General features: G+C 48.3%; 18 protein-coding genes and 1 tRNA gene. 10 read left to right on the top strand and 9 right to left on the bottom strand.

Annotated elements, in window-relative coordinates:
• Positions 1–82 precede the first annotated feature (82 nt).
• The 3 genes from HFE64_07870 (at position 83) to HFE64_07880 (ending at position 4,072) form a co-directional block, all read left to right on the top strand.
• Positions 83–1,384: a sn-glycerol-1-phosphate dehydrogenase gene (locus tag HFE64_07870; GenBank protein MCI8633377.1), complete on the top strand. Its 1,302-nt coding sequence runs from the start codon at positions 83–85 to the stop codon at positions 1,382–1,384.
• A 17-nt stretch (positions 1,385–1,401) separates the two neighbouring features.
• Complete coding sequence (locus HFE64_07875) at positions 1,402–2,172, top strand: hypothetical protein (GenBank protein MCI8633378.1); 771 nt, start codon at positions 1,402–1,404, stop codon at positions 2,170–2,172.
• A 106-nt stretch (positions 2,173–2,278) separates the two neighbouring features.
• Positions 2,279–4,072 carry an MBL fold metallo-hydrolase gene (locus tag HFE64_07880; GenBank protein MCI8633379.1) on the top strand — a complete coding sequence of 598 codons (1,794 nt, stop codon included), beginning with the start codon at positions 2,279–2,281 and terminating at the stop codon, positions 4,070–4,072.
• Positions 4,073–4,150: 78 nt separating this feature from the next.
• Here HFE64_07880 and HFE64_07885 read toward each other — a convergent pair whose 3' ends face one another.
• Positions 4,151–5,029, bottom strand: coding sequence for a phosphotransferase (locus HFE64_07885; GenBank protein ID MCI8633380.1), 879 nt, complete (start codon positions 5,027–5,029; stop codon positions 4,151–4,153).
• A gap of 53 nt (positions 5,030–5,082) precedes the next feature.
• A tRNA-Val gene (locus HFE64_07890) sits at positions 5,083–5,156 on the bottom strand.
• 156 nt (positions 5,157–5,312) lie between these two features.
• On the opposite strand from HFE64_07890, the gene HFE64_07895 reads away from it, so the two are divergent.
• Together HFE64_07895 and HFE64_07900 are read left to right on the top strand one after the other, a co-directional pair.
• Positions 5,313–7,943 (top strand): GTP-binding protein, encoded by a 2,631-nt coding sequence (locus HFE64_07895; GenBank protein ID MCI8633381.1) that lies wholly within the window; start codon positions 5,313–5,315, stop codon positions 7,941–7,943.
• Positions 7,944–8,050: 107 nt separating this feature from the next.
• On the top strand, positions 8,051–9,442 hold the full coding sequence (locus HFE64_07900) for an MATE family efflux transporter (GenBank protein MCI8633382.1): 1,392 nt from the start codon (positions 8,051–8,053) through the stop codon (positions 9,440–9,442).
• 268 nt (positions 9,443–9,710) lie between these two features.
• Here HFE64_07900 and HFE64_07905 read toward each other — a convergent pair whose 3' ends face one another.
• Entirely contained in the window at positions 9,711–10,064 is a 354-nt protein-coding gene (locus HFE64_07905) for a hypothetical protein (protein ID MCI8633383.1), read from the bottom strand.
• Between the two features lie 17 nt (positions 10,065–10,081).
• Positions 10,082–10,864, bottom strand: coding sequence for a hypothetical protein (locus HFE64_07910; protein MCI8633384.1), 783 nt, complete (start codon positions 10,862–10,864; stop codon positions 10,082–10,084).
• Positions 10,865–10,958: 94 nt separating this feature from the next.
• Here HFE64_07910 and HFE64_07915 point away from each other — a divergent pair, with 94 nt between their 5' ends.
• A complete protein-coding gene (locus HFE64_07915) occupies positions 10,959–13,073 on the top strand; it encodes a glycoside hydrolase family 95 protein (protein ID MCI8633385.1) in 2,115 nt (704 codons plus the stop codon).
• On the opposite strand, the gene HFE64_07920 is transcribed toward HFE64_07915, so the two are convergent.
• From HFE64_07920 to HFE64_07940, 5 genes are all read right to left on the bottom strand, one after another.
• Positions 13,068–15,782 carry a YfhO family protein gene (locus HFE64_07920; GenBank protein MCI8633386.1) on the bottom strand — a complete coding sequence of 905 codons (2,715 nt, stop codon included), beginning with the start codon at positions 15,780–15,782 and terminating at the stop codon, positions 13,068–13,070. The genes HFE64_07915 and HFE64_07920 overlap by 6 nt on opposite strands.
• Before the next feature lie 2 nt (positions 15,783–15,784).
• Positions 15,785–16,501 (bottom strand): tRNA threonylcarbamoyladenosine dehydratase, encoded by a 717-nt coding sequence (locus HFE64_07925; protein MCI8633387.1) that lies wholly within the window; start codon positions 16,499–16,501, stop codon positions 15,785–15,787.
• Entirely contained in the window at positions 16,498–16,968 is a 471-nt protein-coding gene (locus tag HFE64_07930) for a MarR family transcriptional regulator (GenBank protein MCI8633388.1), read from the bottom strand. The genes HFE64_07925 and HFE64_07930 overlap by 4 nt, the downstream gene beginning before the upstream one ends.
• Before the next feature lies 1 nt (position 16,969).
• Positions 16,970–18,799, bottom strand: coding sequence for a translational GTPase TypA (gene typA / locus HFE64_07935; GenBank protein MCI8633389.1), 1,830 nt, complete (start codon positions 18,797–18,799; stop codon positions 16,970–16,972).
• A gap of 87 nt (positions 18,800–18,886) precedes the next feature.
• Positions 18,887–20,170 (bottom strand): D-alanyl-D-alanine carboxypeptidase, encoded by a 1,284-nt coding sequence (locus tag HFE64_07940; GenBank protein MCI8633390.1) that lies wholly within the window; start codon positions 20,168–20,170, stop codon positions 18,887–18,889.
• Between the two features lie 120 nt (positions 20,171–20,290).
• Here HFE64_07940 and HFE64_07945 point away from each other — a divergent pair, with 120 nt between their 5' ends.
• The 4 genes from HFE64_07945 (at position 20,291) to HFE64_07960 (ending at position 24,038) form a co-directional block, all read left to right on the top strand.
• The gene (locus HFE64_07945; protein MCI8633391.1) at positions 20,291–20,842 is read left to right on the top strand and encodes a hypothetical protein; all 552 of its coding nucleotides are present in this window, start codon (positions 20,291–20,293) and stop codon (positions 20,840–20,842) included.
• A gap of 12 nt (positions 20,843–20,854) precedes the next feature.
• Complete coding sequence (locus HFE64_07950; GenBank protein ID MCI8633392.1) at positions 20,855–21,541, top strand: response regulator transcription factor; 687 nt, start codon at positions 20,855–20,857, stop codon at positions 21,539–21,541.
• Positions 21,542–21,678: 137 nt separating this feature from the next.
• A complete protein-coding gene (locus HFE64_07955) occupies positions 21,679–22,992 on the top strand; it encodes a histidine kinase (GenBank protein ID MCI8633393.1) in 1,314 nt (437 codons plus the stop codon).
• Positions 22,989–24,038: a GerMN domain-containing protein gene (locus HFE64_07960; protein MCI8633394.1), complete on the top strand. Its 1,050-nt coding sequence runs from the start codon at positions 22,989–22,991 to the stop codon at positions 24,036–24,038. The genes HFE64_07955 and HFE64_07960 overlap by 4 nt, the downstream gene beginning before the upstream one ends.
• Positions 24,039–24,057: the final 19 nt, after the last annotated feature.

A 24,057-nucleotide genomic window follows, 5' to 3' on the forward strand; every position in this document is an offset into this window, starting at 1 on the left:
GGGATATTGACAATAGTTGATCGGGTTTTATAATTGTAGCATGAGGAAATCGACAAGTCAATGAAAGAAAAGGAGGAATCCGATGGGAAGTTCATTTGTCTGTACCTGTGGAAAAACACATGTATCCTTAGTGGATCAGGTGCTGGTAGGGAAGGGCGTGATCGGTCAGCTTCCGGAGATCGTAAAGCGGTATCAGGCTAAACGGGTATTTTTGCTTGCGGATCTGAATACCTATAAGGCGGCAGGAGAGCGCGTGGCCGCTTTGCTGAGCGAAGCGCAGATCGCTTACTCACAATATGTATTTGAAGAGAGCCATTTGGAGCCTGATGAGGCGGCCGTGGGCAGCGCCGTGATGCATTTTGATCAAAGCTGCGATCTTGTGATAGGCATTGGGTCTGGGGTAATCAATGATATTGGAAAGATTGTCAGCAGCATGGCGGATCTTCCCTACATGATCGTCGGAACCGCGCCCTCGATGGATGGCTATGCCTCGGCCACATCGTCGATGTCATTGGATGGCCTTAAGGTCTCGCTGCCTTCTAAATGTGCGAATGTGATTATCGGCGATATTGATTTTTTAAAAACGGCTCCGGATCAGATGCTTATTGCGGGTCTCGGCGATATGCTAGCCAAATATATCAGCATCTGTGAGTGGAGGATTGCGCATCTGCTGGTGGGGGAATATTATTGTGAGACCATTGCACAGATGATTCGAGAAGCTCTTGCCAAATGTGTACAGAATGCGGGCGGCCTGTTAAAAAGAGAGGACGAAGCGATCGCAGCTGTGTTTGAAGGCTTAGTCAAAGGAGGCGAGGCTATGATGTATGCCGGATTATCACGGCCGGCATCCGGCATAGAGCATTATTTTTCTCATATTTGGGATATGAGAGGGCTGGCCTTTCATACACCGGTCGCGCTTCATGGCCTGCAGTGTGCAGTAGGAACGCTGCTCTCGGCAAGGATCTATGAGCAGCTTAAGCAGGTTAAGCCGGATGAGCAAAGGGCGCTGGCCTATGTGGAGCACTTTGATACAGCGGCATGGCAGGAAGTACTGGGCACTTTAGTAGGAAAAGGCGCTAAAAGCATGATAGCCCTCGAGGTAAAGGAAGGCAAATATGACCGGCAGAAGCATGCGCAGCGCCTTAAGAAAATCATCAGGCTATGGCCGGAGATTCTGCAGATCATAGAGGAAGAGGTGCCCTCCAGTCAGGAGATAGAGAAGGTCCTGAAAACAATTCACGGGCCTTTGTCGGCAGGAGAGGTAGGACAGGAAGAAGCGCTTTTGCCGCAGGTTTTTCAGGCGACCAAGGATATCCGCGATAAGTATATTGCTTCGCGGCTGGCTTGGGATCTGGGCATTATAGATGAAATTAAATTAGGATAAGAGAGGATGAAAACAGGATGATACGTTTACAGGCACACAGAGGAGCAAGCCGTCACTATCCGGAAAATACCATCATTGCTTATGAGGGAGCGATCCGGGAAAATTATCAGATTATTGAGCTGGATACCAAGTTCACCAAGGATAATCAGTGTGTGATGCTGCACGACTTTACCATCAACCGGACAGGGAGAAAAAAGGATGGCAGCATTTTAGAAAAAGAGATTCGTGCAGAGGAACTGACCTATGAAGAGCTTTTAGAGCTGGATTTTGGCATCTGGTTTTCTCAAGAATTTGCCGGTACGAAGATTCCGCTTTTTAGAGAAGCCGTGCGGTTTGCCCGTGAGCATCAGGCGCATATCAAGGTGGATAATGTGCTGGAGCGGTTTTCTGAGGAGCAGCAGCAACAAGCCTTTCAAATCGTAAAGGACGAGCAGGCACAGGCCTATGTAGGCTTCGTTGCCAAATCCATTGAATTTGCCCAGAGAGCGGCGGCCCAGTTCCCGGACTCTGAGCTGCATTATGACGGACCGGTGGATCAGGACATCTTAAAGCAGCTAGGCAGTCTAAAAGCAAAGCAGCTGCTTACCATCTGGCTGCCGGCGCAGAAAAAATCATGGCTGACATATCCCCCGGCTGATGAGGAGACAATTGCACTTTGCCGTGCGTATGGTTCGATTGGACTCTGGACAGCCACAGATGAGGAAAATCTGGCACACTGTCTTTCCTTAAAGCCGGATGCGATGGAAATTGAAGGCATTGTTACGCCGGAAATGGTCAACAAAATGTGATAATTCGAATGCTTTTTGGAAACAATAAGTTTAAATTCTAACCAGTTTGTGGTAAAATAAAGGCGGCAGAATATGCCGCCTTATGAATATGCACAGGGAGGATCTTATGGAAATTACAAAAAGCATTCAATATGTAGGCGTCAATGATCATGCTGTGGATCTGTTTGAGGGACAGTACACGGTTAAAAACGGCATGTCCTATAATTCGTATGTGATCATGGATGAAAAGATTGCCGTGATGGATACGGTTGATATTCATTTTGGCCATGAATGGCTGGACAATATTCAGAATCTGCTGGAGAAAAGGCAGCCAGATTACTTAATTGTGCAGCATATGGAGCCGGATCACTCGGCTAATATTGCGAATTTTATGAAGGTATATCCGCAGACGCAGATTGTTTCCTCAGCGAAGGCCTTTGCTATGATGCAGCAGTTTTTCGGCACCGATTTCGCAGACCGGCGCATTGTGGTCAAAGAGGGCGATACGCTGGAGCTCGGCAGTCATGTACTGAGCTTTGTTGCGGCGCCGATGGTGCACTGGCCGGAGGTGATCGTGACCTATGATCAGACGGATAAGGTACTGTTTTCCGCCGATGGCTTTGGCAAATTCGGAGCACTGGATGTGACGGAAGAATGGGATGATGAGGCGCGCCGGTATTATATCGGCATCGTAGGCAAATACGGCATGCAGGTGCAGAATCTGCTTAAAAAAGCGGCTGGACTGGATATTCAGATGATATGTCCGCTGCACGGCCCTGTACTCAAAGAAAATCTGGGCCATTATCTGAATCTGTATAACACTTGGTCCTCCTATGCCGTGGAGACAGAGGGCATTGTCATTGCCTATACGTCCATCTATGGCAATACAAGAAAGGCGGTAGAGCTGCTGGCGCAGAAGCTGCAGGAAAAGGGCTGCCCCAAGGTTGTACTGCATGATTTAGCGCGCTGTGATATGGCGCAGGCAGTGGCCGACGCTTTCCGCTACAGCAAGCTGGTGCTGGCAACCACGACCTATAATGCAGGAATCTTTCCTTTTATGCGCGAATTCATTGATCACCTGACAGAGCGCAATTATCAGAACAGAACGGTTGCCTTCATAGAAAATGGCAGCTGGGCGCCGCTGGCGGCAAAGGTGATGAAGCAAATGCTTTCAGAGAGCAAAAAGCTGACGGTCGCCGATACGGTGGTACAGATTAAATCTGCTTTAAATGAAGAAAGCACTCAGCAGCTGGAAGAGCTGGCCGCAGAGCTTTGCCGCGATTATATTGCGCAGCATGCAGAAACGGCCAATAAAAATGATATGTCCGCGCTGTTTAATATTGGATATGGATTATATGTGGTCACATCCAATGATGGAAAGCGCGATAACGGCTTGATTGTGAACACGGTTACACAGGTGACGAATACGCCCAATCAGATTGCCGTAGCCATCAATAAGGAAAATTATTCTCATCATGTCATTAAACAGACGGGAATGATGAACATCAACTGCCTGTCGACAGAAGCGCCGTTCTCGGTATTTGAGAATTTTGGGTTCCAAAGCGGGCGCACGGTAGACAAGTTTGCAAATTATGAGGAAGTGCTGCGCAGCGATAACGGACTGGCGTTTTTACCGCGCTATATCAATTCCTTTATGTCGCTGAAGGTAGAGCAATATGTGGATCTGGGGACGCATGGCATGTTCATCTGTTCCATCACAGAGGCAAGGGTGATTTCGGATATCGAGACGATGACCTACACCTATTATCAGAATCATGTGAAGCCAAAACCACAGACAGAAGGAAAAAAAGGCTTTGTCTGCAAAATCTGCGGATATATTTATGAGGGCGATGTACTGCCCGAGGACTTTATCTGCCCGCTGTGCAAGCATGGCGCAGCTGATTTTGAGCCAATTGAATAAGCATGTGAGAGCATAGAAAATCCGGTACTCATCAGCAAGACGAGTACCGGATTTTGTTTTGCATGGGCATGTGCTGAGTCAGGTGGTACGCGGGCGGTACCAAGAAGGGATGGGCGTTTGCATATCGTGATACCAGCTTAAGACATCATGCGCCTGTTTGCGCATGGTGGCAATTTCCTGATCGCCGTAGGAAACGGCCCAGGCGATAGAGGAGAGCGTATTGCTGCTGATATAAAGAGCCAGCAGCTGCCAAAAGAGCAAAGGAACCGGCCCAGCAAAATATCCGTCTACCATGCCGGAAGCAAAGGAGGGCGCAGCCTGCGCGCTCCAGACAATGCGATTAAACTCTTCCCAGGGATCGCCAAAATCAAAACGGTCAAAGTCGATGATGATCAGCTGATGGTTTTCGATCATCATATTGCCGATGTGATAATCACCGTGCTGCAGGCACTGCGGGCGACCGGACAGAAGCGGGCGGTTAGCCTGAATGTAGGAAAGGAGCTGGGGCGCTCCTTCAAACTCAATGGGGCATGCCTGATACAGCTTAATCTTGCGGTCTATTTTAGCATTAAACCGCGTTGCCCAGTCGGGTAAAGAAGCAGGCGCCGGAAGCGAGTGGATTTTTTGCAGAATCTGACCGGCGGTGAGGCCATAGGCATATTGCTCTGCATCGGAAAGAGAAGGAATCACATCCTCAGCATCGCATCCTTCAATCCAGGTTTGCAGAAGATAAGTGCCGTCAGGATGCTCCTCTATTGCCACCGGCTGGCACATGGGAATTCCCAGCGGCGCTAATTGCTGCTGCACGCGGAACATGTCGGATAGGCGGCTGCCCTTAGCTTTTGGCGCTATGCGCAGAAGATACTGGGCGCCGTCTGCTGTGGCAACGCGATATTTCTGATCACCGGACCAGCCCTTGCAAACAGGCTCCTTCGTAATAAACTGAAAAGACTTCATAAGAGATCCTCCGTTAAAAAATCTCCGTGAAGAAAATCACGGAGATGATGGAATGGATGCTACAGGGTTCGAACCTGTGACCTCTGCGATGTGAACGCAGCGCTCTGACCAGCTGAGCTAAGCATCCGAAATATGTCTAACTATAATTATTCTATCACAGTGTCAGTCAAAATGCAAGTTTTTTGTTGCAGTATTTGCACAGCTAATTCGGATTGACTCTCGATATTCTCTACAGTATAATAAAACGTAGGAAAGCAAGTTAGATTTGAAAATGGGTGGATGAATGAAGAAGCTAGTGGTTGGAATCTTGGCGCATGTGGATGCGGGCAAGACAACTTTATCAGAAGGAATGCTATTTGAAAGCGGGCGTTTGAGAAGATTGGGCCGTGTCGATCATCAGGACGCTTTTTTAGATCATGACGCGCAGGAGCGGGAGCGCGGGATTACGATTTTTTCCAAACAGGCCATCCTGCCGCTGGGGCAAACGGAAATCACACTGCTGGATACGCCTGGTCATGTTGATTTTTCCAGTGAGATGGAGCGCACCCTGCAGGTGATGGATTATGCCATATTGGTCATCAGCAGCTTAGACGGCGTGCAGAGCCATACGCGGACCTTGTGGAAGCTATTGGAGCGGTATCAGATCCCTACCTTTTTATTTGTTAACAAAATGGATCTTGCCGGCAGCAGTCAGGAAGCGGTGCAAAAGGAGCTGCAGGAGCAGCTAAGCGAGGGCTGCGTTTGCTTTTCACAGGCGCAGGGCGAGGCCTTTTGGGAGAGCGTCGCCATGTGCGATGAGACAGCTCTCGGTGAGTATATAGAGACCGGCAGGCTCGAAGTGTCGCAGGTTCAGGAGCTCATTCAGAGGCGCAGGCTGTTTCCCTGTTATTATGGCTCCGCATTAAAGCTGCAGGCAGTTGGAGAATTTTTAGAAGGGCTGCAGCTGTATACGAAAAGCAGACAATATCCGGAGACCTTTGGCGCTAAGGTGTATAAAATTGCCTATGACCCTCAGGGCACAAGGCTGACCTACCTGAAGGTAACAGGCGGCATATTAAAAGTAAGGGACAGTATTTTATCAGCCGGCGGCGAGGAGAAGGTCAATCAGATCCGGCTGTATTCGGGCAGCAAATATGAAACGGCAGAGGCAGCGGCTGCCGGAGCTGTATGCGCGGTGACGGGCTTAAGCAAAACCTATCCCGGGGAAGGGCTGGGAGCGGAGAAGGATTCGCAGGCCCCTTTGCTGGATAGCTTTCTTACCTATCAGGTTATTTTGCCCGAAGGCTGTGAGCCGCATACGGCGATGCAGTATTTTCGGATGCTGGAAGAAGAGGATCCTCAGCTTCATGTGATTTGGAATGCGCAGCTCAAGGAGCTGCATGTGCAGCTGATGGGCGAGATCCAGCTGCAGGTGCTGCAGAGATTGGTACAGGACCGCTTTGGCCTTGCGATTCACTTTGGGCCCGGCAATATTGTGTACCGGGAAACGATTGAAGAGCCGGTTGAGGGCATGGGGCATTTTGAGCCATTGCGGCATTATGCGGAGGTGCATTTGCTGCTGGAACCCGGCAGGCGGGGCAGCGGACTGGTGTTTGCAACGGACTGCAGCGAGGATGTGCTTGAAAAGAACTGGCAGAGGCTGATCCTGACACATTTGGCTGAGCGCAGCTATCCGGGCGTGCTTACCGGTTCGCCGATTACGGATATGAAGATTACGCTTCTGACCGGCAGAGCCCATGTCAAGCATACCGAGGGCGGAGATTTCCGGCAGGCTACTTACCGCGCTGTGCGGCAGGGGCTTTTAAAGGCCAGAAGTGTGCTGCTTGAGCCGTGGTATGCGTTTCAGCTGGAGATTCCCAGTCAGCAGGTAGGGCGCGCGCTAGCGGACCTGCAGCGTATGAGCGCAGAGTTTGAGCAGCCGGAGACGCACCAGAATGCAGCGCTTATCAGTGGCACAGCGCCGGTAGCCAAGCTGCAGGGCTATGCGCTGGAGGTCGCTGCTTACACAAAGGGACTGGGTCGTCTGATCTGCCTGCCGGAGGGCTATGCGCCCTGTCATAATGCAGACGAGGTCATAGCGAAGATCGCCTATAATGCCGAGAAGGACCTGGACAATCCGGGAGATTCTGTGTTTTGCGCCCATGGCGCCGGCTTTACGGTCAAGTGGAATGAGGCGGATGCCTATATGCATGTAAGCAGTCATCTGCAGCTGCAAAAGCCGCCGGAACGGACTGCAGACTTGCCGGTGCGCGAGCGCAGGCTCTCACAAGCGGAGGATGCGGAGCTGATGGCCATTTTTGAACGGACCTATGGGCCGATTAAGCAGCAGGATATCCGGCGGAGCCGGGAGCTGTTTCAGCCGAGCGCGCAGACGGACAGGCTTGTGATGCAGGAGCAGGAGCCGGAGGAGGAATATCTGCTGGTGGACGGCTATAATATCATTTATGCATGGGAGGATTTGAAAAGGGCCGCCAAGGAGAATATGGATCTGGCGCGGCAAATGCTGATGGACAGGCTATGCGCGTATCAGAGCATTAAAAGATGCGTGTGCATTTTGGTGTTTGATGCCTACCGCATAGCGCGGGATATCGCGGAGACGCTTTCCTATCATAATATTTATGTTGTCTATACTAAGCAAGCCGAAACAGCGGATACCTATATTGAGCGGGCGACTTATGAGATGGGGAAGAAGCATAGAGTGCGGGTGGCTACCTCTGACCATGCGGAGCAGATGATTGTGCTGGGGCACGGCGCTTTTCGCATTTCGGCCCGCGAGTTTCAGGAGGAGGTGGAGGCGGCTGAAAGGCTTATGGCGCAGACACTGGAGGCGTGGAACGGAAACGAAGGCGAGCGGCTGCTGCAAACGCCGATTCAGGAGGAGACAGAAAAGTTTTCTGCCGAAAAAAATTCTTAAATTTGTTTCCGGAAAAACGCTTGACTTAGAGTGAACTCCAATGATATACTAGATATTGTTTTTAAAATAAGTTTAAAAAGAGTGTATTCAGGAGAGGAGTTTATTCGATGAGGGGTAAGGCAAGAACGGTTAATTTGATTGAGGGCTCTATTTGGAAGGGATTGATATTATTTTCGCTTCCGCTGATGGCCAGCAATCTGTTTCAGCAGTTTTATAATACGATGGATTCTCTGGTGGTGGGGCAGTTTGTCGGCAGTACAGCGCTGGCCGCAGTTGGCTCTACGGGTTCTTTAAGCTTTCTGGTGATTGGCTTTTTTATGGGCTTCGGAACAGGATCGGGCGTGATTATTGCCCAGCATTATGGCGCTAAGGAGCCGGAGGAGGTTTCAAAAAGTGTACATACCGCTATGGCGCTGGCGATATTTTTTGGCATTGTTTTAGGTGTGGTTGGAATTTTGATTGCACCAGGGCTCTTGAAGCTGATGAACACGCCGGATGATGTAATGGATCAGGCCGTGCTCTATCTGAGAATCTATTTTGGCGGCGTGATTACGCTGACGGTCTACAACATCGGCAGCGGTATCATGCGCGCAGTAGGGGATTCGAAAAGACCCTTATATTATCTGGTGATTTCCGGCATTACCAACGTAGTTTTAAATCTGGTTTTTGTCATTGTTTTCCATTTGGGCGTAGCCGGAGTGGCGCTGGCAACCATTGCCTCTCAGCTGCTGTCTTCTGTTTTGGTCGTGCGGGATCTGATGAGAACGCAGGAATCCTATCGGCTGGAGCTTCGCAAGATTCGTTTTCATAAAGAAATTTTGCTTAAGATCGCTAAAATTGGAATCCCTGCTGGCGTACAGTCCATGGTGATTTCACTTTCTAATATTGTGATTCAGTCTAAAATCAATATTTTCGGTTCCGATGCGATGGCCGGACAGGCTGCGGCGCAGCGTATTGATGGCTTTGTGTATATGCCGCTGAATGCCTTTTCTTTGGCAATGACCACCTTTACCGCGCAGAACCTGGGGGCAGGCAAGTTTGACCGCGTTCACCGCGGTACAAAAACCGCGATGCTGCTGGGACTGATCTCTACTATCGCGCTCGGATGGAGCGCTGCATTGCTGGCAAGACCATTGGTTGGCTTATTTACGGATAAAGAAGAGGTGCTGTATTATGGAATCCGTTCCGTGCTCGTACTGGGCGGCACCTATTTTACCTTCGTGTTTAATGATATTTTAGCCGGCGTCATCCGCGGAGCCGGAAATGCAGTTGTGCCCATGACAATTTCCATTTTTAATATGTGTATCGTGCGAATCCTGTGGCTGACAATCATTCTTTCGATCTGGAAAAACTACTATCTGGTTCTAGTCTGCTATCCAATGACTTGGACGCTTTCCTCGCTATGCTATATTATTTACTATTTCAAGGGCAAATGGAGGGAGCCATGGAAGCAAAAGGAAGCCGAGCTCATGGCCGCAGCGGCAGAGAAGGAAGCTTAAGGGCAGAGGGTGCAGTTTCTTTCGTCTTTTGCCATTTTCCACCGCCCATGGCGGAAATAGATGATATAGCTGAATTTTTTCAGCCGCGCATAGCTGAACTTGAATAAAATAGCGCAGATTATCAGCTAGCGAACATTCTTAAATAAAAAATGACGGAAAAAATTCCGTCATTTTTTTAAAAGACCCTGTAAGGGATAGAAATTTATACGCTATTCTCTAAATTTCTCTAACAGTGGTGAATAGCGTATACAACGATGACGCCTGTGAGCTATTCTGGTTTTTTCCAGATATGCTCCGGACAGGGAGGAAGCGCACGACCATCTGAAAAGGAAAGGACCTTTCCAATAATGCGTTTATGAGTAATGCGTTCAATGCGCACGCTATTATCTCCCCGGCAATGATAGAGGCCATGCTCAAAATAAAGAAAACGGTGAATCAAAAGGCCGCCGTGGCCATAGTCATAGACCAGAATATCGCCGGGCGTATAAGCAGGAGAGCGCTGCACCAGCACTTCATCGCCCTCCCAAAGCGTAGGATTCATGCTGATACCGTGTACAGATACGGGAAATGGCTTTCCCTGAAGGCTGCGAAGTAAGGCAAGTGTTTTAACAGATGGTTCCATATACGGCAGGACTCCTCCTATTTGAAATTTTGCTGCAGCAAAGCCTGCACATAAGCGGCATCATGATACGTCAGATCATAGCAAAGCGGCGTTAATTTCTGAAAGAACTGGATATAGCGCGCGCTCATATGATAGGGAATCAAAGCACTGGTGAAGAGGCGGTTAAGCGCCTCAGGCGCCGAAAGCGGGCAGCAGCGATTTGCCACAGCAGCGTCCTCCGTGCGGTTTAAAAAGAAAATAGCCTTTGGAGAAGCGGGCGCAAGCATTCGTTTCTCAGGAAAAAAGACATGACGCGGACTTTGACGAGGTCCCATGTGCACGCAAGCCGGCATAGAAGCAGGGAAAACCCCTTGTAGATAATCATATCCGCCGTCCCGCAGATGAATCGGAGCACTGTAGGGCATAACCTGCAGCGTATCCATATCCAGATAAAGGCAGTCATCATTTAGATAGGTATACCCCAGCTGCGACAAATAGGCAATGAGCGTTGTCTTTCCTGTGGTAGTGGCCGCCAGAAAAAGATAGGCGCCCGAGGCATCCGCCACTGCGCCGCCATGAAAGATAAAATAAGGCTCACGACAGGTGGTATGCTCGTACACAAAGGTTTGGATCTGCCCCAGAGGATTTTCATCGTCCATGCGCAGGGTCAGGAGCGGCTGCGCGCCGGCGCGCAAGGAAGGATCGGCCGGCTGCCATGCCGGACCAAACCAAGAGGGCAGCAGAGCCGCCAGCGGGAGATCGTCCGGAAGGTCAAAGTAGATAGGATGAGCCTGAAATGGTCGGTTTAGCTGATAAAACATAGAAAGCTCCAATCTGATTAACAAAATGATAGATATTACTAGTATATCACAGAAATTGAAAAATGGAAGATGATCCTTGTGAGGAGGTGTTTTTTTGAAACGATTGTGGTACCGTCAGCCGGCCGCGGCATGGGAGGAGACATTGCCGCTGGGCAACGGCAGCCTGGGCGCTATGGTTTGGGGAGATCCGCAGCATGAGCGGATCGGGCTCAATCAGGAGCGCCTTTGGTCCGGATATTATGCAGATCATACGCCTAAGGAGGCGGCTGCCCATCTGCCGCAGGTCAGACGGCTTATCTTTGAAAAGCAGTATGAGAAGGCGGAGCGGATCATGGAGCAGTATTTTCTGGGAGAATACACGGAGAGCTATATGCCGGCCGGAGAGCTCTGGATTGACTGTCCTCCTGCAAAGGAGATCCAACAGTATCAGCGGGAGCTGGTGCTGGATACGGCAGAGGCTCGGGTGAGCTATATGGCAGATGGAAATACGGTGCAAAAGCAGTATTTTGTAAGCTATCTGCAAAAGGCACTGATCATACGGCTTGAGGCTCAAAAGCCGGTGAGCCGGATAGAGATCTGCTATCAAAGCGAACTAAAAAAACGATGTTTTGAGGAGCAGGAATGGGGAATGTCGTTTGGCATGCAGTGCCCGGAGCATGTAGATCCCAATTATTTAGGCGAGCGTGAAGAGGCCATTATATGGGGCAGCCGCGGCATGCAGTTTCCGGTGGAAATTCATGTATTGGAGACAGATGGCAGCTGGCATACAGAAAATGAGACGTTGATTTTTGAGGAAACAAAGAAAATCATATTTGCTGTTTCGATTCTGGATTCATTTGTACCGCTCACAGGGGGCTATGAGGCTTATGAAAGGGCACATCTGGAGGATTATCAGGCGCTGTACCGCCGCATGGAGCTCGAGATGCCGGGGAAGGATGCCTTGCCCACTGATGAATGGATGGCGCAGCCGGATGCCGGGCTGTATGCCCTATATTTTCAATATGGCCGCTATCTGTTGATCAGCTCTTCGAGACAGGGAGGGCTGCCAGCTAATTTGCAGGGCATTTGGAGCTGGCAGATGAGGGCGCCGTGGAGTAGCAATTGGACGACCAATATCAATCTGGAAATGAATTATTGGCCGGCGCTTTCTGTGAATCTGCAGGAATGCGATGAGCCTTACATCGATATGGTGCGCCGATTATGCATGGAAGGAAGAAAAACGGCGGCCGCTTTTGGCTGCCGGGGCTCCTGCTGCGCGCATAATACAGACGGATGGGGCACCACGCATCCGGTGGGGATCGCCAGAGGCGAGACCGGAGGAGAAAAGGGCTGCCTGATGTGGGCCTTCTGGCTGATGGCGCAGGTATGGATGGATCAGGAGGTCTGGAGATACTATTGGTATCATCCGGATCAGCGGTATTTAAAAGAGACGGTATATCCTCTGTTAAAAGAATCTGTATTATTTTGCCTAGACTGGCTGACAGAATATGAGGGATATTATGTGACCTGTCCCTCTACAACGCCGGAAAATCAGTTCTGGTCGGAGGGCGGGCGCATCAGCGTATCTCTGGCAACGACTATGGATATGACGCTAATCCGCGAGCTTTTTCGCAATTTTGCAAGAGCTTCTCAGGAGCTGGGAGAGACAGAGCTGCTGAAGGAAATCGAAGAGAAAAAAGCGCGCTTATATCCCATACAAAAAAATGCAGACGGCTCTGTCTGCGAATGGTATGAGGAAAAGGCGGAGGTAGAGCCGGGGCATAGGCATCTGTCGCATCTGTATGGGCTCTTTCCTGCGGATTTATGGCGGGAAGATGAAGGGATGAAGCAAGCGGCCCAAAAGTCACTGGAGAAGCGTATGGCTGCCGGCAGCGGTCATACGGGATGGAGCCTGGCCTGGGTTTTAAATTTATATACGGTGCTAAAGGATGCTTCGAGCGTACAGAGATATTTGGAGCAGCTGATAAAAAAATCCTCTTATCCCAATCTGTGGAGCAAGCATCCGCCGTTTCAAATTGATGGAAATTTTGGCGTAACGGCTGCGATTGCCCATATGTTGGCAGAGGAAAAAGAGGGGGAGATCAATCTGCTGCCATGTCTGCCGCCGGATTGGCAGGAGGGACGTGTGAGCGGGCTGTGTCTTCCGGGCGGTAAACAGGTCAGCTTTGCATGGAAGCAGGGCCGAGTGACCGAGCAGAGCATCTTATGAGACCTTTTCCAGCAAATTTAAAAACAGGGGCAGCACATAGATAAACAGAATCACGAATAAGAACAGAAGACGGACGCAATAGGCGGCCGTTTTCTGCATAATAGCAGAAGAAAAAAGCTGCTCTTTAGCCGCAGGCCTAAAAAGGAAAAAGAGAGCGAGCACGAGGCCCAGGATGCTTGCCAAAAGGCCGAGAGTAAAGCCGGGCGGCGTATAGCGCATTTCGATGTGATGTTCTCCAGCCGGAAGAAAGAAGGAGGAGAAGCCCATAAAGGCTTTAGAAAGCACGGCTTTCTCTCCATCGATCTGCAGGGACCAGCCTTTGTCATAAGGAATGGAGAGGAAGATGGTCTGATCGGCAGAGGTCTGGGTATCTCCTGAAAGGCAGCGATCAGCAGAGGTTAAATGCAGAGACTGCTTTTGGCAGAGGGCGTCCAGCAGAGGCGCCTGCTGAATGCCGAACAGGCCGAAGGAACGGCAGGTTACGCTCTGAAGCAGCTCAATATCGATTAGTACCGTTTCATTTTCAAATGTACCCAGGCAGAGCAGACCATTATTTTGCCGGGAGGGGTAATCGGTCTCTAGTATTGTGCCATTGACTGAGATCTGAAAGCTGTCATTGATATGTTCTGTGAGCTGATTGCTGAGGCGGTCAAAGCAGTCAAAATACAGTGTTTGAGCTTCCTCAACCGGAATTTCATAATAGATATGCCCCGAAAGCTCAGAGCTGATTTTCTCCAGCTGATATTGCTGATATTGGTCCTGGCTAATGCGGCAGGAGATCAGCTCAGCCCTTTCATAAGGATAAGAAATCAAAGGAGAAGACAGCGAAGGGAAAAGCTTAGCAAATAATAATTCCTGAATTTCCAGGCGAGTGAGGTCATCCAGCTGATTCGTGTCCGCTAAGGATTCTGTTGTAGGAATTCCCAGCGAGAGTGCAGCGGGAAGGGCAGAAATACTGTATGCTTGATTATGATAGAGAGAGGGCTCGGCGTCATTCCAATGAATTTCGTAGGCCGCCGAAAGGACAGCATCAGACAGCAGGGTACCGCCATAGCCGCCAACCTCCATCCAATAAGAGGAATAGCCCAGCTTTTTCATGGCGAACATGTAGTCCTGTGAGGTAAGAGAGGTATAATGACTAAAGGAGGGATAGCCAAGAGCGCCGACTAAATTGACGTCAAAGTATTTTTGGCGGAGCTTTACGCGGTAGAATTCACCCTGCTGCTCCCTCTCGGGCTTAAAATTAGCTAAGTCGATGATATTAGAGAAGGTCTGCTGGTGTCCGCTATAGTCTGCTGAAAGCATATAAACGGAAACACCGCTGTAGGCATCAATAAAGAAAAGGACGGTGCAGAGGATGGTAAACAGGCGCACAGTGAGCCAGCGTTTATAGAGGCTTCGGTAAAGCAAAAAGTAGAGAAAAGCAGAAAGCAAAAAGAGAATTAAAAGTCCTTTGAAGGATTCGGAATCGCCCCAGAGCGTATGAGAATAGTGAGCCAGCGTATCCATATGCGTGTTTAGATAGGCATGGATAAAAAGACCATAGCCGACAATCAGAAAAAGAATACTTAAACATAAAGCTGTAGATTTTGATTTGGATAAGGGTTTTGACTTGGGCAGGTCATCCAAAAAGGAGGCAGCCACTGTCATTGCCATAAAAATGGTGATAAACCCGTAGCGTACGGGAAAGGCCTGATAGTTTCCGGTATGCCACATCTTATTGATAGGTTCGAGCAGGATGGGGAGAAGCATACACAGGAAGAGCAAAAAGTAGCTACGCAGCAATCTGGTCTTGAGTGGCGCATGCAGCAGGCCATAGAACATAATGGTCAAGACACAGGCTGAGGGGAATAAAATGGGCAGCGTCGTTTCCAGCGGTGTAAAGAATCCGGCCTGCGCAACAGAGGTCAGCATATTGATATCACGGCCGGAGGAAAGATACTGCAAAAAGCAGGGCAGCCAGACGACGGACGTGAGCAGCGCGGCGATGAACGAAGCGGACAGGAAGCGGATCGCCGTTTCTTTCCGGCGCTCGCCGGTAAGCCCTAAGGAAACAATGCCGAAATAAAGAAGCGTGAACAGGACGATCATATAGCTGATATAGTAATTGACGACCATCATAGCACTGAGCGCGGCAATGTAGGGCAGGCATTTCCTCTGATAGACAAGGCGCTCGAAGGAAAGAAGAAGAAGCGGAAAGAGATACATCATATCGAGCCAGATGATGTTTTGATAAAATAAAAGGCCGTATCCGCAAAAGGCGTAGAACAGGCCAAAAAGAAAGGCCAGCGAGGGGGAGATGCGATGGCGGCTGCGCAGGAAATAGAGGGTAGCTGTCAGCGCACAGGTAGAAAGCTTGAGCAAGGCGAGAATGTTCATGAAAAGCAGCATATGGCTTTTGGGGACAAAGAGCGTCAGCAAAGAAAACGGACTGGCAAGGAAAAAGAAGAAAACGCCCCAAAAGTTCATGCCGCCGGCATTCTGAAAGCTGTAGAGCAGGCTGCCCTGGCCGGAGAGGATATCCTTAAAATTCAGCAGGAGCGGGACTACCTGCTGATTCATATCGCACCAGGAGATCGTGTGCTCGCCAAATGGATAGAAGTCTGCACCGGCGTAAAAAAATAATAAAAATAAAGCGGTGACAAGCGGCGCCGCTAAAAGAAAAAGAGTATCGCGAGAAAAAATTGCTTTTCTTGGATGGGTATGCATATTTACGCTCCATTACACAGATCACGGATGACTTCTGAGGCCATGATGAGGCCCATGACCGAGGGAACATAAGCTAAGCTGCCGGGGGCCGGACGCGTCCCTTTTTTTTCCGGGTCAGCCGGCAAAAAGGGAGCCGTAGGAGGCTCAGGCGAATAGACAACCTTTAGATGAGGAATGCCGCGTTTGCGAAGGGCCGTGCGCATCGCCTTGGCCAAGGGGCACATAGAAGTTTTGGTGATATCTGTTATTTTGAATTGAGTAGGATCCAGCTTATTTCCGGCGCCCATGGCGCTAAGCAGGGGAATCTGATGGTGATAGGCGTATTCAGCTAAAAACAGCTTAGCAGCTACTGTATCGATGGCGTCCACAAGATAATCGGCCTCTGCAAGAGGGAGCTGCGCAGCCGTTTCTTCAGAAAAAAAGATAGGATAGAGCTCTAGCTGCAGCCGGGGGTTAATATCCAGCAGGCGCGCTTTGGCAGCGTCCGTTTTGAGATGGCCAACCGTAGATTCAAGGGCGAAAAGCTGACGGTTGATATTGGAACGGGCAATATGATCATGATCAACTAAAACGAGCCGTCCGATACCGGTGCGAGCAAGCGCCTCCGCTACATAAGAGCCGACACCGCCAAGCCCAAAAAGAATAACGGTCTTGGTCTGCAGTAAAGAAAGGGCCTCTTCACCCAGCAGATAGGAGGAGCGGCAAAAGCGCTCATCTATTGACATGACGGATCACCTGCAGCATGCGAAGACTTGGATTCGCGGCTGTCTACATATTCTTTCGCGCGGTTGGCCACACGGTCTAATAAGGAGGACAGAAGAGAGAGCTCCTCTTCGGTGAATCCGTCTGTTAGGTATTCTCGCCAGGACTGATGAATATCCAGAATAACAGGAAAAAGCGCCAGCGCCTTTTCCGTGGGATAGACCAGCAAAACCCGCTTATCTGTGGCTGAATATTCTCTGGTGACAAAGCCATTTTCTTCTAAATGGGCCAGCTGACGGGCAATATTGCTTTTATTGATATAAATGAGCTTACTAAGCTGCTCCTGCGAAATACCAGGCGTACGGCATATATGGGTAATGATCGAATGCCATCCTCCACGCAGCCCTGTGCCGGCCAGATGATCTGTATGGAACTGCATGGCACAGCGGCTGATGGTAGTGATATTTTTGGTAAATGAATTCATTTTATTTGTTTGCATTTGTATGATTGCGGGCCTTAGCGCGCAGCCCTGCTTCCAGAATTTGCTTACGCATGCGAATGCTCTTGGGGGTGATCTCCACCAGCTCATCATCGGCGATGAATTCAAGGCATTCTTCCAGAGACATCTCACGTGCAGGGGTGAGACGCAGAGATTCATCTGCGGAAGAGGAGCGCATATTGGTTGCATGTTTTTTCTTGCATACGTTGACAACAATATCATCGGCGCGTGAGCTTTCGCCAACGATCATGCCTTCATAAACCTGAACGCCGGGGCCGATAAAAAGAGAACCGCGTTCCTGAGCGTTGAACAGGCCGTAGGTAACGGCTTCACCCGGCTCATGGGCGATCAGAGAGCCGCGCGTTCTGGGGGCAATTTCACCTTTAAAGGGTTTAAAGCTATGAAATACATGGTTGATGACGGCAGTACCGCGCGTTTCTGTCATTAGCTGAGAGCGGTATCCGATGAGGCCGCGGGAAGGAATTAAAAATTCCAGCCGACTGTAGCCGCCCTGTGTGGGCATCATATTGAGCAGCTCTGCCTTGCGCAGACTGGCGCCCTCCATTAAAACACCGGTGTATTCATCGGGCAGATCTACGACTAATTCCTCATAGGGCTCCCACACCTGCCCATTGACGATTTTTGTAATGACCTGCGGTTTTGAAACAGCAAATTCATAGCCCTGGCGCCGCATGTTTTCAACCAGTACAGAGAGATGCAGCTCACCGCGGCCGGAAACGACAAAGGAATCCGGAGAATCCGTTTCTTCTACCCGCAGGGAGATATTGGATTCAAGCTCCTTGAAAAGCCGGTCTCTTAAATGGCGGGATGTCACATAGTCGCCTTCTTTGCCGGCAAAGGGGCTTTTATTAACGGTAAAGGTCATAGAGAGAACGGGTTCATCAATGGCAACAAAGGGAAGCGGCTCTACATTAGTAGGGCAGCAGATGGTTTCGCCGATGTTGATATCTTTAATGCCCGATACGGCCACAATTTCACCAACGCCGGCTTCCTCTACCGGTACACGCTGCATGTCGTTATATACATAGAGATTGGTGAGCTTGATGGTGGTCGACACACCGTTTTTGCGGCAGATGACGGCTGTATCACCCACATGGATCTGTCCGCGGTCAATACGGCCGATGGCAATACGGCCGGTATAGGCATCATAATCAATATTGGAAACAAGCAGCTGCAGATCACCGTCCATATGTCCTTCCGGAGAAGGGATCGTATGAATGATAGCATCAAAGAGGGGTTTCATATCCTGACCAGGCTGTGTATAGTCAGTAGAAGCCCAGCCTTCCTTAGCAGAGGCATAGATCACAGGCGAATCCAGCTGTTCGTCGGAGGCCCCCAGATCCAGTAAAAGCTCTAGGACCTCGTCTACGACTTCATCCGGACGAGCCATAGGGCGGTCTACCTTGTTGATGACGATGATTGGCGTCAGGTTTAGATCCAAGGCCTTTTTCAGCACAAAACGAGTCTGCGGCATGCAGCCTTCATAGGCGTCAACTAACAAAAGGACACCGTTGGCCATTTTTAGCGAACGCTCGACTTCACCGCCAAAATCAGCATGGCCGGGCGTGTCAATGATGTTGATTTTAAAGCCATCATAGTGCAGGGAGGTATTCTTAGCTAAAATTGTGATGCCGCGTTCGCGTTCCAGATCATTGGAATCCATAACGCGTTCGACAACCTCCTGATTTTCGCGAAAGATACCGCTCTGCGCCAATAATGCATCTACTAAAGTGGTTTTGCCGTGGTCAACATGAGCGATGATAGCAATATTACGAATTTTTGTTTGATCTAACATAAAAACCTTCCTTAATTATTCGATACAAAATGAGTCAAAATTTCCACTCGTTATATTACCACAAAATACAGGCTGATTCAACAAAATTTAGAAAAGAGTAGGCTTTCGGCGAAAAAAGTACGATACTAATAGTATGGGGAGGAGCATCACTAAAGCTGCATCAAAGAAATGCGTATGAGAGAGGGGCGGGGTAGCCGCTGAAAGGGAGGTGATCTGAAGAAGAGGAGCAGTAAGACGATGCAGTACGATTTGGAAAAGCAGAGGAGAAACAGAGGCCCTGCATGGAATGGAGGCAATGAGCTCCTGCTTTTGATAATACTCAATATAGCCAACGGGCTCCTGGGATAAAAGGGGCAAGGATAAGGTGGCAGGGAGAAGCAGGTGCATTTCAAGATCAGAGGGGGAGGAAGCATCAGGACTGATATATAGAAGATCCTGCATCGTGAGAATATCGGCATATCCTAATTTAGAAGCGTTTTGATAGATCGGAATTTTGCTGACTAACGTGCCTTTAATAGGGTAAATAACAGGGGAAAAGCTTTGATGAGCATATTGCAGAAGTCGGGAATGCTCCTGTGCGCTTTCAGAAATTGTTTTTTGATTGACTGTGATGGCAATCAAGGTAAGATCCTTCTGCTGATCATAGGAAAGCAAAAAGGTACCATCCTTAAAGGAGCTGTTTAGATAGCCGCCTAAACAGGTGGGCATATAGGAAGCTTCTTCTGGAAGCGTAAGGGGATGGGTGCGATTATAAAAGCGGGATTCCGAAGTTTGATTGGTAGGAAGAATTTCATATTGAGGTGTCCGTAAAATAGAACGCAGACAAGGGATTTGCCAAAAGGCCTTTGCAATCCTTAGAAGATCTGAGGGCGTGGTAGAGCAGGCAGAAGGGGAAGCAGCCAAAGAGGATATATGCGTATGAACGGCTCCAAGCGCTTCTGCTTTTTGATTCATTAACGCGATGAAATCTTCAAAGGAGGAGGCAATATGGAGCGCTAAAGCACGCAGCGCATCATCAGCATCAGAAAGCAGCATGGCCGCCAGGCAGTCCTGAACCGGAAGCGTTTCGCCTATTTCGAGATACATGCGAGGAGCAGAATCATTTAAACGCAGCGCAGCTTCGCTTACCGTTACCTGCTCAAGCGGCGCCGTATGCTCTGCAATCACAATGGCGGCCAGCAGCTTCATAAAGCCAGAAGGATACATCTGAATATCACTATTTAATTCGTATAAAATTTGGTCGTTTTCCAGACAGCCCAATATGACGGCAGAGGAGGAAGAGGGGGGAAAATCGGCAGATACAGAGTAGGGAAAAAGGAAGCTGAAAAAAATGGATAAGAATGCGCAGATAAGCTGGCACTTTTTTTTCATAAACAACACCTCCGTAAATGGAATAGACAATAAAAGAAAGGAACATGTGTGGAAAAGATATATATTTCAAAAAAGGGGCTTCAAAAAGTAGTTTTGCTGATCCTGATTCTTAGCATGGGTATGATTTGGTATAATCATTCAGAAAATGAAGAAATATCTTTTGAAGAAGAAACAGAACCAGGGTCCATACTCTTTAATGAAGAGGAGGATTCCTTAAAGGAAAAAGAAAAGCAGAGCGAGGCATGGTTGGGGGTGCACGTAACAGGAGCCGTTTGCTTCCCGGATCAGATTTATTACCTGCAGGAAGGAGCACGGGTGGGCGATGCGATTGGCGCAGCAGGAGGAGCGCAAAAGGAAGCAGATTTAAGCCGTCTCAATCTGGCAGGCTATATTCATGATGGTCAAAGAATTTACGTACCGCGTCAAGGAGAGATATGGGAAGAGAGTGAAAATAGCGCAGAGGAAAATCCTCAAAACCTCTTGACCAATATCAACTTAGCAACTAAAATAGAATTATTGAGTTTACCCGGAATAGGGGAGACCTATGCGCAAAGAATCTTAGATTATCGTGAAGAGCACGGGCCTTTTAAAACCATCGAGGACATTATGAAGGTGAGAGGAATCGGCGAGAGCAAATTCGCGGAGTTAAAAGATAGAATTACAGTCGAGTAAAGGGGTATGAAGATGGCTACAAAAGTATTGGTCGTAGATGATGAGAAATTTATTGTTAAAGGGATAAAATTTAGTCTGGAACAGGATGGGATGGAAGTAGATGCCGCCTATGACGGGGAGGAGGCCTATAATCTCATTCAGGAAAAAAATTATGATATCATTATTTTAGATGTGATGCTGCCCAAGATGGATGGCGTACAGGTGTGCCAGCAGGTACGGGAATTTTCTGCGGTTCCGATTCTGATGCTGACAGCAAAGGGTGAGGATATGGATAAAATATTAGGGCTTGAGTACGGAGCCGATGATTATATGACAAAGCCATTTAATATTTTAGAGCTTAAAGCAAGGATTAAGGCGATCCTGCGGCGCTACCGCCATCATGAGGAAAAGGAGAGCAGCGTACAGGAATTCCGCGATCTAAAGATTGATTATGACAGCCGCCGGGTATTTATTAAGGATAAAGGAGAAGCAGATTTAACAGCCAAGGAATTTGATCTGCTAGAGCTATTGTCTAAAAATGTTGGAAAGGTCTACAGCCGAGAAAAGCTTTTGGATGTAGTTTGGGGATATGATTATCCAGGAGAAGTGCGGACGGTGGATGTGCATGTTCGGCGATTGAGAGAAAAAATAGAAGCAAACCCCGGAGACCCCTTGTATATTCAGACCAAATGGGGCGTGGGATATTATTTTAAGGGCTGACGAGAATGATACAATCAAAAAAAGTTTCATGGTATCGGAGTGTTCAGTTCAAGCTGTTTGCCTGCATAACGCTCATATACATCGTATCCTCCGTCATTTTTGGAAATCTATTGTATCATGTATGGGAAAATTACTGGGTGAATCAGAAGATCACAGAAATCAGCCGCTATGCTAACTTTCTGGCAAGTGATATTGCAATCAACCGGCTGACATCAGAAGAAGATCCAGATCAGAATTTGAATCACGAGCTTCAAAGCTTTAGCCGTCTGTACAGCTACGCAAGAGTCATGATTTTAGATGAAAAGGCTATGGTGATTCAGGATTCTTCTCAAACAAAAATGGGAAGATATATTGTAAACGATGATGTTTTGATGGCTCTATCCGGTAAAATTGCGAATATTCAGGAGGATTCCTTTGTTCGCCTGGCAATTCCGGTGACGGATTATTCAGGGAGTACGGTCGATGGTGTGGTATATGTTTTTTTCTCCGTGGACACGCTTTTGGAATCGCTTTCCATCAATCAAGGCAATATTACGCTGCTTCAGTTCGCGATTGGCGTTGCGGTCTGCGCTATATTCTATGCCTTGATTGCTGTCTTTACCAGACCCTTTAAATCTATTTTAAATTGGCTAAGGCAGGTATCAAACGGAAATGCGGAGGCGCCGATTGATCTGCAGCGACAGGATGATTACGGATTGATGGTGGAAGCCATACAGGATGTCACGCATGATTTGATTGCGATTGATCGTTCTCGTAAGGAATTTGTGTCCAATGTATCTCACGAATTAAAAACGCCGCTCAGTTCAATTAAGGTATTGACGGAGTCCCTGCTTCTGCAGGAAAGTGTTCCGGAGCCTATGTACAAAGAATTTTTACAGGATATCAACAGTGAAATAGACAGGCAGACGACGATTGTCAATGATCTGCTTACTTTAGTGCGCTTGGAGGAAGGAGAGAATGCGCTCAATATCAGTTCCTTTGTCTTAAATGACATGACGGAGGATATTTTAAAGCGTTTAAAACCGCTTGCTCAGGGAAAGAATGTAGAGCTTGTGATTGAAAGTATTCGTGAAGTAGAGCTGGAAGCTGATGAAACAAAATTAACGCTGGCGCTTTCTAATTTAATCCAAAATGGAGTCAAATATAATAAAGAGGGCGGCCAGGTCAAAGTGGTGATTGACAGTGATCATTTGAATGCGTTAATTACGGTAACCGATACAGGAATTGGAATTGAGAAGGAGCACTTTAATAAATTGTTTCAGCGTTTCTATCGCGTAGACAAGGCAAGAGATAGAGAAGCAGGCGGTTCTGGATTGGGGCTTTCCATTGTAAAGCAGATTATTACTTTGCATAAGGGAACCATTTCAGTAGAAAGCGAATTAGGAGAGGGCACGAGCTTTTTAGTGAAGCTTCCCTTGATTCAAGTGATTGAACAGGAGGAAGAGGAATGAAAAAATGGGGGAGAATAGGGCTGTTGGCGTTGCTGGCTTTCCTTATGGGCTGTACATCCGCTACGAAAGATATGAATAGCGAGGAGCAGCTGACAGAATCTGCTTATTTAGAAAAAACAGCTAAAAACACAGAAGAAGTGGCGAACGAAGAAATTATACTTTACTACACAAATCCTACGGCCACATCGCTTTATAAGGAAGAAAAGGGATATGATTTTTCTGAGAAGAGCAGTGAAGAGATTGTCTGGACGATCTTGCATGATCTGGAGACTGCAGAAGGACTGGAGGATAAAAGCCTAAAAGAATCTAGTCTGCAATCTATTTTTCCTTCGGGAGTGCTGGATGAGATCGTTGTTCGCTCGGAAGAAAAGGTAAAGATGGCAGAAGAGGAAGGTAGTACATGTAATATTGTCGAGCTTCATATGACCAAGCTCTATCATGAGATGAGCTTAAATGAAATGGTTGTTTTAAGGACGGGAGTAAGCCGAAGTATTTTCTCTGCCGGCATTATAGATCAAATAGAATTTTGGGCCCCTATTTCAAAGGAAGGGGGCGGAGAGAAGCTCATGGATACCCTGTCCGCTGATGATAAAGTCATTATCAATCAATATAGCCGGGATTTTTATACAGATGATATCAATGTAACATTGTATTTTGGAAATGCAGACAAAACAGCACTTAAGGCAGAAACGAGGACGCTTACGCTAACGATGACAGATCCTCTGCCAACAGCAATTATGAAAGCCTTGCTTGCCGGGCCGGTTGAAGAAGGAATGACTTCTGTGATTCCGCAGGGGACAATGATAGAAGATGTATTTATTAAAGACAGTGTATGCTATGTGGACTTAAGTGCTGAATTCCAAAAAAATCATTTGGGAGGAGAATTAGAAGAGACGCTGACGATTTATTCTATTGTGAACTCCTTGCAGGACATTAGCGGGATTCATTATGTGCAGTTTTTGGTCGAAGGGAGAAAACTGGAATACTATAAGTCATATATGAAAATTGATACGTTCTTAACAGGGGATATGACATTGGTGGAGTGAACCCGTCGTGAGAAAGGCT

Source organism: Lachnospiraceae bacterium, from assembly GCA_022794035.1.
GTDB lineage: Bacteria > Bacillota > Clostridia > Lachnospirales > Bianqueaceae > CALWPV01.